10 protein-coding genes are annotated in these 11,453 nt (G+C 62.9%); 3 read left to right on the top strand and 7 right to left on the bottom strand.

What is annotated here, in order from left to right; translation table 11 throughout:
• Nucleotides 1-47: 47 nt before the first annotated feature.
• The 7 genes from Q4F73_RS08970 to Q4F73_RS08940 all read right to left on the bottom strand — a co-directional run bounded on the left by Q4F73_RS08970 (nucleotide 48) and on the right by Q4F73_RS08940 (nucleotide 7,144).
• On the bottom strand, nucleotides 48-1,043 hold the full coding sequence (locus Q4F73_RS08970) for a LacI family DNA-binding transcriptional regulator (RefSeq protein WP_303359012.1): 996 nt from the start codon (nucleotides 1,041-1,043) through the stop codon (nucleotides 48-50).
• A gap of 11 nt (nucleotides 1,044-1,054) precedes the next feature.
• Nucleotides 1,055-1,882 (bottom strand): endonuclease/exonuclease/phosphatase family protein, encoded by an 828-nt coding sequence (locus tag Q4F73_RS08965; protein ID WP_303359011.1) that lies wholly within the window; start codon nucleotides 1,880-1,882, stop codon nucleotides 1,055-1,057.
• 4 nt (nucleotides 1,883-1,886) lie between these two features.
• A complete protein-coding gene (locus tag Q4F73_RS08960) occupies nucleotides 1,887-2,696 on the bottom strand; it encodes a hypothetical protein (protein WP_303359010.1) in 810 nt (269 codons plus the stop codon).
• A gap of 4 nt (nucleotides 2,697-2,700) precedes the next feature.
• Nucleotides 2,701-4,470, bottom strand: a complete 1,770-nt coding sequence (locus Q4F73_RS08955; protein WP_303359009.1) for an iron ABC transporter permease — start codon at nucleotides 4,468-4,470, stop codon at nucleotides 2,701-2,703.
• Nucleotides 4,470-5,450, bottom strand: a complete 981-nt coding sequence (locus tag Q4F73_RS08950; protein WP_303359008.1) for an ABC transporter ATP-binding protein — start codon at nucleotides 5,448-5,450, stop codon at nucleotides 4,470-4,472. Before Q4F73_RS08950 ends, Q4F73_RS08955 begins: the two co-directional genes overlap by 1 nt.
• Before the next feature lie 11 nt (nucleotides 5,451-5,461).
• Nucleotides 5,462-6,526 (bottom strand): extracellular solute-binding protein, encoded by a 1,065-nt coding sequence (locus Q4F73_RS08945; protein WP_303359007.1) that lies wholly within the window; start codon nucleotides 6,524-6,526, stop codon nucleotides 5,462-5,464.
• A 315-nt stretch (nucleotides 6,527-6,841) separates the two neighbouring features.
• Complete coding sequence (locus Q4F73_RS08940; RefSeq protein ID WP_303359006.1) at nucleotides 6,842-7,144, bottom strand: antibiotic biosynthesis monooxygenase; 303 nt, start codon at nucleotides 7,142-7,144, stop codon at nucleotides 6,842-6,844.
• A 93-nt stretch (nucleotides 7,145-7,237) separates the two neighbouring features.
• Here Q4F73_RS08940 and pgi point away from each other — a divergent pair, with 93 nt between their 5' ends.
• From pgi to Q4F73_RS08925, 3 genes are all read left to right on the top strand, one after another.
• Nucleotides 7,238-8,875, top strand: coding sequence for a glucose-6-phosphate isomerase (pgi, locus tag Q4F73_RS08935; protein ID WP_303359005.1), 1,638 nt, complete (start codon nucleotides 7,238-7,240; stop codon nucleotides 8,873-8,875).
• A 52-nt stretch (nucleotides 8,876-8,927) separates the two neighbouring features.
• Nucleotides 8,928-10,412 carry a glutamate-cysteine ligase family protein gene (locus tag Q4F73_RS08930; RefSeq protein ID WP_303359004.1) on the top strand — a complete coding sequence of 495 codons (1,485 nt, stop codon included), beginning with the start codon at nucleotides 8,928-8,930 and terminating at the stop codon, nucleotides 10,410-10,412.
• A 95-nt stretch (nucleotides 10,413-10,507) separates the two neighbouring features.
• Nucleotides 10,508-11,453: HNH endonuclease signature motif containing protein (locus tag Q4F73_RS08925; protein WP_303359003.1), on the top strand; the 946-nt coding region annotated here is incomplete at its 3' end.

Genomic DNA, 11,453 nt, shown 5'->3' with positions numbered 1-11,453 from the left:
TATCCGGCGCGGCCTCTACTACCGCTATCTACTGCGCTGGCGGAAACCTACAGCGTGATGCTGCCCAATGTGTGGCCCCGCAGGTAGCTTCCCCGGAATTCGCGGTGCTCCACGTCGGCTGACGGGTCAGAGAGCCGTGTCACCAAGTGAGCCGTAGCGGCGACGGCGATCTCGTGCAGCGGCTGCCGCCAGGTGGTGATTCCCAGCACCGGACTCGACAGCTGGCCGATACCGTCGTATCCGGTCAGCGACACATCCTGAGGGACCGACAGTCCCCACCCTGACAGCGTTTCCCAGACCTCCATGAGAATAGGGTCGTTCGGGCACACGATGACAGAGACGGCATCAAGGAGACGATGAAGGTGATCGAAATCAGGGTGGTAGGCGTCGTCAAGAAGCACTCGGGTGACCTCGATACCTTCGGCTGCGAATGCCGCCTCGTAGGCGATGCCGCGCTGGAGTAGCGACTCGGAAAGCCCCGGCGGTGCGGAAAGCAACGCCACGTGGCGGTGCCCCAACCGACGGATCTCCCGGGCCAGAAATGACGTTCCGGAATTATCGTCGGAGAAGGAACTCACCACCTTGGAGTCGGAACTACGTCCAATCTGCACCACGGGAATGTCCCCCACCATTTTCTCCAGATGAGGAATGGGTATCTGTCCCGATGCCACGATCACGCCCTGGGGGCGAAATTCCAGCATCCTCTCCAATGCCCTCTCGGGCGCTGCGAACGGCTCCTGAGTGTTGATCGCTGCCCGGAGGCCGAAGCGCTCCAGCTCGTGCTGAATGTCGGCGACGAGTTCACCGTAGAAGGACAGGCGTACCGAGCGCACGAGAATCGGGACGACATTGATGCTCTTTTGCTTGAGTGAATGCGCCCGGAAGTCCCTGACATAACCAAGTTCGTCTGCAGCCTCGCGCACTTTCGCGCGAACTGCATCCGACACCCCGGTCTGTTCCATGAGCACTCGGCTGACCGTCGACTTTGACACTCCCGCTGCATTAGCGACATCAACGATCGATACCTGTCGGCGGCTGGTCATAGGAACCGAGTTTAATGCACGTCGGCAACTACTCCCAGATGATCGCTCGGCCAGGCACCGTCGTGGAACGGACGTCCCACGGTCCAGCTGTCCTCGATCCTCAGGCCAGGGGTAGTGAACACGTAGTCCAGGTTGTAGTCCAGCGGGCCAGTACTTCCCGGCAATTGCTGCTCAGCCCTCCGCGAATAGGCATGAGCGCCTCCGGACACCAGCGGATTAAACTGCAAAATGGTGTTCCGGTTACTCAGGCGGGGGCCGGCACGCCACGCGTCGACCAATCCCCACTCGATGATCGTTCGATACTCGATGCCGTCCGGAGGAAAGTTGAAGTCGCCCCCGCAGACCGTGGGGGTACCGTCGGTAACCACCTCCCGGATGATGTCGAGCTGTGACAGGCGGGTGGTCACGCTGGTGCGGATCTCAATCTCGCCGATGCTCTCCACCTTCTCCCGCTTATCGACGCCACGGTAATCCGCATCCAGTGCCATCGTCCCCGCCTCGTGGGTGTGCTGTAGGTGCGTGGACGCCACGCGGACACCGCCGATCATTACCTCCACCATCCAGTAATGGCGTTCCGGGGTCGCCTCCAGAAGATGCTCGCGGGCATCGGTGAACGGGAGCCGGGTGATGATAGCCGGGCAGGACACGACGTCAGCGGCCGGGTCATCTGCCGCGATCGCCAGGTCGTGCCCCAGCATGCTGGCCAGTTCCTGCGCGTGTTCCGGTGAGGATTCTTGTAGAAGAATGACGTCTGGATCAATGCGGCGAATGTGCTCGGCGAGAGTATGGAGACGATCCTGTCTCTCGCGGAAGAGGATGTTCCAGGTGAGTATTCGCATGGTGTTACTTCTCTTTCTTTTCCGAGTTAAGACGAAACCGCACGTAAGTGCGATCATCGTGCGCGTTGTACCCCGATCGGAGGCACTTCGCCATGGACTGCATTTCTGCGATGGCCAGCGGGTCGCGCCTCTCAGCCGCACGCAACTCCTCTTCTGCGGCGGCCAGCGTCGGAGCCGCACTGAGAAATCCATCGGTGGCCAGGACGACCTCGTCTCCCGGTGACACGGGGATAATTTCGATGTAGTCGGGGGGAATGTCTGCCCCGTTGAACACTCCGTAACCAAATGGCCCGATGTGATTGGCCAGGTAACCCTGCACCGTCAGCAGAGGCGTCGCAGCCACGAGACCCGGGTCTTGTCCAGCGATGTCCGTGCCGGGTTCCGCTGCCAGCAGAGCAGCGTTATACGCCGCACGGTAGTACGCCAGCGCGGTATCAACTTCTTTGATCCCCGGATGTTCTTCATCATTGATTCGCACGGAGATGTCGCCCACCCGCCAAACCTCCCGGCGGGCAACCGAGTAAATAGCTCCGACAGCTCCGAATGGGCCAGCGTGCCGCACTCCCAGCTCCCGAAGCGCCTCAGTGATGACGTTCATGGCCTCACGCGCGCTGATGTCTGGATCCAGTGCACGGCTGACCGCGACAGCAGTCCGAGCGAATTCTCGACCGGAACGTTGATCGTCACCGGCGAGAGGGCTCGACATTCCATCGAACACTCCCAGAAAATGCTCCCCCAGGAAAAGGGCATCCTCGCATGTGTCGGGACCAAGCTTCCCCTCAATGAAGGACTCGACGATGTCGATGTTGCGCATCAGCTCAGCCCTCCTTCGACTGGAATCGCGAGGCTCGCTCGGCCATACGATCCGCCAACAAGATCACCATGAGAGTGAGCACCGTATTGATGACCACGAACGCCGTAGCGACCCCGATGATTTCCGGATCCAGAGTCATCGCCATGGTGGCTAGAGTGACACCGAGCGGACGGTTGTTGAGGTTGTACAACATGACCGCGAGTACGTAATCGTCGAACACCCCGTTGAATCCGATCGCAGCAACTTGGAATATGACGGGAAGGAGCATCGGCAGCGTGATTCTCGCGAGCCGGTAGAGCGGCCCGGCCCCGAGTGATCGGCCGGCTTCATCGTAGGAAGGGTCCACGCCCGCAAGAGAAGCCCCGACAAAACGCAGAATGGTGGGCAGCTGCGTGATCACATAGGCGATCGGAAGAATCCAGTAGGAACCGACGAGCACGTTGAACCCGATGAGCACGTGCGGCTCTCCGTAAGCGATGAGCAGACCCAGCGCGATGAGGATGCCGGGCAGGAAATAGGGCATGTAGAGGAACCCCTGCAGAGTCCCGGTGAAAGCCCCGGGATAACGATGGGAGAGAATCACCACGAAGGTTCCGATGACGATCGCCGCCGGTACCGCGATCGCACACATGATGAGCGAGTTGATCAGCGGTTGCCCGACCGATGAATCGGTGAAAACGGACTGAAAGTGCTCGAAAGTGAAGGCCGTGCCAACCTCGCCTCGTCTGATCTGCACGTTCGGAGTAAAGGACATGACGATCGTCATGAGCAGGGGCAACAGGTTCATCAGAGCCAGGAAGTAGGCCACGACATGTGCGCCAACATTGAGGGGTCCGTTCTTGAGTTGCAACCGCTGGAAAGGCTTGGAGTATTTGCTGCCCGAATGTGCCTGGTGCTTCATTTCGGAGCGCACGGCCCACACCAGAATGCCACCGGTGATCACTGCCAGTGACAGGCCCAGCACCGCAGCCATGTCGTAGCGACCTGCTCCAGACAAAGCCTGCACGATCGGCGTGAGCATGGTGAAGTCCGAGCCTCCCAGAATCATCGGCGCCGCCATGGAGCTCGCGCCGCCGATGAACACCAACAATGTCGCCGCAATGATGGTGGGGCGCAGAGCTGGAATGACAACCTTGACGAAGGCCACCAGAGGGCTCACCCCGAGTGACTGTGCCGCCTCCACCACCGAGAAGTCGACGCGGCGCAGGGCCGGCCGCAGGAAAAGGAAATGGTAGCCGGTCATGGTGAAGGTGTGCACGAATAGCACGGCCCACATTCCCGTAAACCAGTTGTCTGGCAGAGCCGGGAAGATGCTCTGCAGGAAACTCGTCAGTATGCCCTCCCTTCCGTACACCATGCTGTATCCGGTGACGGCAGAGACACCGCCAAACACCAGCGGCAGGGCGTAACAGGCGATAAGAAGGTTGCGTCCCTTGATGGCCAGGCCATCGAGGAGGAAAGCCTGTGCACAACCCACGACGTTGACGGTGATGACTGACAGGACCGCCACGATAAAGGAATTGACCACACCGCGTCGGACCCGCTCGGACTGCCACAGATCGCTGACGGTTTCTGCGAAAGTCCCCTTATCCGGGTTGATGATCTCCCCAAGGACCGCCACGTTGGGAACCACCAGGAAAGCTATGCAGAAGTAGACCACACCGGCCACGGCACATGCCGCCAAGATCGTCGTCGGGGAAGCTTGAAATCCCACCCTCCGCGTCGCCTGTGCCTCGGGGAATACAGCACTGCCCATCTGTACCGGGGCGCTCATCATTCAAATCCGATCATGTGCTCGTGCCGGAACGACAGCAGCACGCCTGCCCCGTCCGACAGGGTTTCCTCAGGGCTGGAGGCGGCGACCACCTTGACCAGGCAGTCAGCGACACGCACCAGGTACTCGGTGATCATGCCCGTGAACTCCCGGGATTCGATGATCCCTACTGCCTGATGTTCTCCTTCTTCGTTTAGCCGGATTCTCTCCGGACGCAGGAATACCCGTTTGTCGCCTACGCCAAAAGATGTGGCAGCGGCCGGGGTGAGCTCGGTGGCGAGGCCGATGAACTGGCAGACCTCCGGGCTGGCCGGATGGTGGTAGATCCCGTGCGGGGTGTCATGCTGAAGGAATTGTCCGTTTCGCAGCAGTGCGACGCGGTCGGACATGGCCAATGCCTCTTCCTGGTCATGGGTGACGTAGACAGTGGTCACCCCGTGTTCCAGGTGGATGCGGCGAATTTCACTGCGCAACTGTGCACGGAGAGTCGCGTCGAGATTCGACAGGGGTTCATCCATGAGGATGACCGAAGGCTCGGTGACGAGCACTCGGGCGATCGCCACCCGCTGCTGCTGACCACCCGAAAGGTCCGCGGGGATTTTGTGCCGAAACTCTGACAGTCCGGTGGTCTCCAGAATCGAGTCAATCTTGGGACCCACATTCGACTTCTTCTCGTTTCTCGCCGCGAGTCCGAAGGCGATGTTCTTTTCGACCGTCAAGTGCGGAAACAACGCGTAACTCTGAAAGACAAAGCCGAGGTTGCGCTTCTCCGCAGAGACATTGGTGACGTCTCTCCCATCAATCAAGATGCGACCACTTCGTACGGGCACGAACCCGGCGATAGCGCGCAACAGAGTCGACTTGCCCGAGCCCGAGGCGCCGAGGAGGGTGAGGAACTCCCCTTCCCCGATCTCCAGGCTGAGGTCTTTGATGATGTCCTTGTCACCGTAGGAAATGGTGACGTCTTCAAGCGTGATCACAGAAGGCCTACTCAGATGACCTGCAGCTGCACGCGCTGCATCCATTCAGTCAAGTTCTCAGAAACTACAGCCCAGTCGATCTCCTGCGGAGTGACCGACTCGATGGAGGCACGCTGTTCCGGCAAGTTCTTCAGAGCATCCTCATTGAGAGGGGTGTCGTTATTCGTCTCGTTGACGAACTCGGTCTGCAGCTGGGCGGAGCCGAACCAGTCGATGAACTCCTGGGCCTGCCCGGTGTCACCACCCTTGATGACCCCGACACCGGTGTTGACGAACGGGGACCCACCTTCTGCGTCGATGGGTTCCATTGTGATTCCGAAGTCTTCGGCTGCGACCTGGATGCCACCAAGCCAGCTGACGTGGATCGGAACCTCTCCGCTGACCACTCGGTTCCAGTCGAATTTCTCACCCTGCGCAAGCTGCAGGCTGTTCGACATGATGCCTTCGAGGGTCTCCCACCCTTCGTCGCTGACTTCTCCGGTGACCGGGTCGGCGTAACGCCAAAGGACACCGACCATAAAGGCCTGTCCGGTCTGTCCGGTGACCGAGGGAAGTACGAACTTGTCCTTGTACTCCGGCTTAGCCAGATCCTCCCAACGCGAGGGGGCTTCACTCTCGCTCATGACCTCTGGGTTGTAGGCCATTACCACCGGAGTTTGAGAGAACAAGGTGTACCCGGCGTCTTCGCGCGCGAACTCGGAGGGAATCTTGTCGGCCCATTCTGGGGTGTAGGGCTCGAAGAGACCCTCGGCGTCAAGTTCCGCCAGCTGGGCTTCGCCGACTCCGAGTACGAGATCGGCCTGTGAGTTGTGCTTTTCCTGCTTGATACGGCTGGTGAGATCACCGCCACCGCCGGTGACGAACTGGACGTCTACGCCGAGTTCTTCCTTGGCGCGGGTCGTCATGAAGTCGCCGCGGGTGCCGTCACCCTGCGGGGAGTAAACGACGAACTTGCCATCCGATGACTGATCGGCGGTTTCCGAGGGATCGGAGGAGCCGCATGCCACGAGAACGATGCTGCAGGACAGGGCCGCGCCGACCGCAGTCAGCTTCCGGGTGAGGATGGTGGGGAACATGAGAGTATCGCTTTCCGTGCGTACCGAAGGTGAACTCCTTCAATCTCGCACCGAAAGCTGAACTCAGCTAAAACACGAAACGAACAACTGGGAACGGTCCCGACAATTCTCGGGACCGTTCCCAGAACTGCAACTGCAACGAGAGGAACTTCGCCTCCAGATACTCATGGATGCCCTCGACGCCGCCCTCCCAACCCAGGCCCGATCCCTTCGGGCCGCCGGACAAGAAAGGCCGCCGAAAGTGGTCACCGCCAGGACGGGTTGCCGGTCAGCTCGGTCATCGGAAACTAGAAGCCACCCGCGGAGAGGCGGCAGCTACTTCTCCGTTGAGTCGAGGACGACCTCGAATTCCAGCAGCTCAGCACCCGTGGCCACGGGCTTGCGGTCCCCACCGTGGGCAGCGCGGGCATCCCCGTCGCGCCAGGCGACGTAGGACTCCTCATCGGCCCAGCGGGTGACCACGAAGTATCGGTTGTCACCGGCCACGGGGCGTAGGAGCTGGAAGCCCTCGAAGCCGGGGGCGGAGTCGACGGCGTTCTTCCGCGCGGCGAAGCGCTCCTCCAGCTGGGCGCCCGCGCCCTCGGGGACAGTGATGGCGTTGATTTTCACGATGCTCATGGCGCCCATTGTGCCTGCTTCTCCGGCACAAGTGTGCTCAGTTCACTACATTCGGAGGTGTTGCCAGTTTCCCCGCACGAAGGAGCCCCCGACATGGCCGACATCACCACCTCCGCCGAATGGCGCCACCTGGAGTCCGAGTTCGAGCGCACCCAGGGTCAGACCCTGCGGGAGCTGTTCGCCGCGGATCCGCAGCGCGCGGAGAAGCTCACCCTCGATGCGGCCGGCCTCCACGTCGACCTGTCCAAGAACCTGCTTGACGACGCCATCCTCGACGCCCTCGTCGCCCTTGCCAAGGAGGCGCAGCTCACCGAGGCCATCGAGGCCATGTTCGGCGGCGAGCACATCAACAACACCGAAGACCGCGCTGTCCTGCACACGGCACTGCGCCTGCCCGTCGAGAAGGATCTCTCCGTCGACGGCCAGGACATCGCCGCCGACGTCCACGAGGTGCTCGGCCGCATGCGCGACTTCGCCTCCTCGCTGCGCGCGGGCACCTGGCTCGGGCACACCGGCCGCACGATCAAGAAGGTCGTCAACATCGGTATCGGCGGCTCCGACCTGGGCCCGGCCATGGCCGCGCAGGCGCTGCGCTCCTACGCCACCGCGGGTATCACCGCCGAGTTCGTCTCCAACGTCGACCCGGCCGACATGTCCGCCACCCTCGATGAGCTCGACCCCGAGTCGACCCTGTTCATCATCGCCTCGAAGACCTTCACCACCCAGGAGACCCTGGCCAACGCCCACGCCGCGAAGCGCTGGCTGTTGGAGGCGTTCGGCGGGGATGAGGCGGCCGTCGCGAAGCACTTCGTCGCGGTGTCCACCAACGCGGAGAAGGTCGCCGAGTTCGGCATCGACACCGCGAACATGTTCGGCTTCTGGGACTGGGTCGGCGGACGTTACTCCGTCGACTCCGCCATCGGCCTGTCGCTCATGGCCGTCATCGGCCCCATGGACTTCATGCGCTTCCTCGAGGGTTTCCATGCCATGGACGAGCACTTCCGCGCCACCCCCTTCGAGAAGAACGTCCCCGTCCTCATGGCGCTGCTGGGTATCTGGTACGTCAACTTCCACGAGTTCGAGACCCACGCCGTCCTCCCCTACTCCCAGGACCTGGCCCGTTTCGCCGCCTACCTGCAGCAGCTGACCATGGAGTCCAACGGCAAGTCCGTGCGCCACGACGGCACCGCGGTCGACTACGCCACCGGCGAGATCTACTGGGGCGAGCCGGGCACCAACGGCCAGCACGCCTTCTACCAGCTCATGCACCAGGGCACCCGCGTCGTCCCGGCCGACTTCATCGGCTTCGCACGCCCGAAGAACGACCTGCCCACCGCCACCGGAGAAGGCTCCATGCACGATCTGCTCATGGGCAACCTCTTCGCCCAGTCGAAGGTGCTGGCCTTCGGCAAGAACGCCGAGGAGATCGCCGCCGAGGGTGTGCCGGCCGAGCTGGTCGACCACAAGGTCATGCCGGGCAACCGCCCCTCGACGACGATTCTCGCCGAGGAGCTCACCCCGGCCGTCCTCGGTGCGCTCATCGCCCTCTATGAGCACATCACCTTCGTCCAGGGTGTCATCTGGGACATCAACTCCTTCGATCAGTGGGGCGTGGAGCTGGGCAAGCAGCAGGCCAACCAGCTCGCCGCCGCCGTGTCCGGCGAGGAGGAGGTCGACTCCGGCGACTCCTCGACCGACGCCCTGGTGCGTTGGTACCGCGCGAAGCGCTAGACGTACAGCATTAGCGCCCGCCGACCGCAGGCGGGCGCTAATGTGTCTATTTATGGGCGAAGCCGTATCGACAGACACCTACACCCCGCAGCAGCGCACGCGTTACCGCCAGCAGCTCAACAGCGATCTCGAGGTGTTTGACCGCCACCTGCAGAAGGCGGAGTTCGGCAACCGCGGGACCATCGGGCTGGAACTGGAGCTCAACCTCGTCGATGAGGACATGCAGCCCGCCCGCCTGGCACCCGAGGTCCTCGAGCAGCTCAGCGACGAGTACCAGTCCGAAATCGGCATGTACAACGTCGAGATGAACCACCCGCCACTGTCCGTGGCCGGGGACGGGCTGCGACAGTTGCACGAGGGCATCACCTCCCGACTGGACACCGTGCGCGCGGCTGCCGCGAGCGTCGGCGCGCAGGTGGCGATGATCGGCACCCTGCCCACCGTCACCCCCGAATTCCTCGCCGACCCGGCCTGGATGGTCCCGGAGAACCGCTACCGCGGACTCAACAACGCCATCATGCAGAGCCGCGGTGAACTCGTCCACATCGACCTGTCCAACGACGAGGAGTGCCGCAAGGACTTCGAGGACATTTCACCCGAGTCGACGTGCACCTCCATGCAGCTGCACCTGCAGGTGCCGCCCGCCCGTTTCACCCACGCCTGGAATGCCGCCCAGGCGATGGCGTCGGTGCAGGTGGCCCTGGCCGCCAACTCCCCGCTCTTCCTCGGCCGCAAGCTGTGGCACGAGTCTAGGATCCCGGTGTTCCAGCAGGCCATCGACACCCGCACCCCGGAATTGGTGGCGCAGGGCGTCCGCCCGCGCGTCTGGTTCGGCGAACGGTGGATCACCTCCGTCTTCGACCTCTTCGAGGAGAACGTCCGCTACTTCTCCCCGCTGCTGCCCGAGGACCGTCACGAAGCCGGCGAGCCCATCATCGAGGGGCAGTCCCCCACCCTCCACCACCTCAACCTGCACAACGGCACCGTGTGGCGCTGGAACCGCCCCATCTACGCCCCGGGCAAGCAGCGCGCCCACCTGCGTGTGGAGAACCGCATCCTGCCCGCCGGGCCGACCGTCACCGACATCGTCGCCGATGCCGCGTTCTACTACGGCCTGGTCAAGTACCTGTCGTCGGAGACCCGTCCCGTCTGGTCCCGCCTGCCCTTCGAGAAAGCGGAGCAGAACTTCTTCTACGGGGCGCGCGCCGGCATGTTCGCCCGCCTCGACTGGCCGACCCTGGGGCGTATCGACGTCGCCACCCTCATCACCGACCACCTCCTCGACCAGGCACGCGAAGGGCTGCGTTCCCTCGACGTCGACGAGGACCTGGTGAGCCACTACCTCGGCATCATCGGCGAACGCGCCCGCACCCGCCAGAACGGCGCCATGTGGCAGCTGCGCACCCTCAAGTCGCTCACGCCGTCGGGATCCACCCCGGATTCCCCCGAGCGCCGCACCGCCCTGGCCGAAATGCTGCGCCGCTACCTGGCGAACCAGGCTACCGACGAGCCCGTGCACACGTGGAAGATCGGCTAGGTTGTCCACAGTTCGTTGAGGATCCACCAAGTTATCCACAAGACGGCTTGCTTGCTTATCGACGCCCGCGTGATCGCCGGTTTATCGTCCGGGGCATGAAGGTAGCTGAGATGCTCGCCGCGCTGCGCGGCATGACGATCCTGGAGGACGTGCACTCCGGTGATCTGACGCGCGCTCAGCTCGACGCGTTGGGGTACCGGGATGGTCGACTGTGGGAGAAGCTCGCCCACGTCTACTTCGGGCCCACCAGGTATCGCAAGTTGCAGGCTGCGGCCCGGTCGAATGCGGCGCCGTTGTCGTTGGATGCGGTGGCGGTCATCGAGAAGAACCTCCGCGGACTGCTCAAGGGTGCTGCGGTCACTGAGGAGGAACTCCGCGTCGAACTGTGCGAGCTGCGTGGCACCGTCAACGAGATCGCCAGGCTCGCGTCTGCCCGGGTCCGCGAGCACAACCGCAGCGTCGAGGACGCCGCGAACAAGGCCTACGGCAAACGAGCCCTCCGGGGCGGCAAGAACACCGACCCGCTGGGCCTGCGCACCATCACGGTGACCCTGCCCGAGCGCCAGATGGCTGATGTCATCGCCGCACTCCTGGCCACCGCGAAACCGCTACGCGATGCTGACCCGAAGCTCGGGTGGGAGCAGGCCATGGCCGATGCCGCCTACCAGCACCTCACCACCCGGGGAACAGGGTCCGGCCCGCAGGCCCCGACCCCGATGGTCGTCATGGCACTACCCGACTACGCGACAGTCCTGCGCCAAGACGACGACGACACCGTCTTCGCCCTGACCAACGGCACCACCATCACCGGCAAGGAACTCGTCGAGCAGGAGATGGCCACCCAAGGCCTGGTCGGGATCTACGACCGCGTCACCGGTGGCATCGACCTCTACCGGGAGCAGCGCTTCGCCACCTGGAAACAACGCGTCCTCCTCGCCGCAGAGACCATTGTGTGCCCGAACCCGGGATGTACCACCCCGGCTGACCAGTGCCAGGCCCACCACCTCGACAGCTGGGAGAAAGGCGGAGACACCAACCTCG

The sequence above is a fragment of the Corynebacterium sp. genome (assembly GCF_030535495.1).
Lineage (GTDB): Bacteria > Actinomycetota > Actinomycetes > Mycobacteriales > Mycobacteriaceae > Corynebacterium.
This window is presented reverse-complemented; position numbering and strand designations above follow the sequence as displayed.

What these genes read in the sequence shown, in the direction of transcription:
- Q4F73_RS08930 (WP_303359004.1), top strand. Translation starts at nt 8,928, where the DNA reads ATGGGCGAAGCCGTATCGACAGACACCTACACCCCGCAGCAGCGCACG.
- Q4F73_RS08970 (WP_303359012.1), bottom strand. Translation starts at nt 1,043, where the DNA reads ATGACCAGCCGCCGACAGGTATCGATCGTTGATGTCGCTAATGCAGCG.
- Q4F73_RS08945 (WP_303359007.1), bottom strand. Translation starts at nt 6,526, where the DNA reads ATGTTCCCCACCATCCTCACCCGGAAGCTGACTGCGGTCGGCGCGGCC.
- Q4F73_RS08955 (WP_303359009.1), bottom strand. Translation starts at nt 4,470, where the DNA reads ATGAGCGCCCCGGTACAGATGGGCAGTGCTGTATTCCCCGAGGCACAG.
- Q4F73_RS08940 (WP_303359006.1), bottom strand. Translation starts at nt 7,144, where the DNA reads ATGAGCATCGTGAAAATCAACGCCATCACTGTCCCCGAGGGCGCGGGC.
- Q4F73_RS08965 (WP_303359011.1), bottom strand. Translation starts at nt 1,882, where the DNA reads ATGCGAATACTCACCTGGAACATCCTCTTCCGCGAGAGACAGGATCGT.
- pgi (WP_303359005.1), top strand. Translation starts at nt 7,238, where the DNA reads ATGGCCGACATCACCACCTCCGCCGAATGGCGCCACCTGGAGTCCGAG.
- Q4F73_RS08960 (WP_303359010.1), bottom strand. Translation starts at nt 2,696, where the DNA reads ATGCGCAACATCGACATCGTCGAGTCCTTCATTGAGGGGAAGCTTGGT.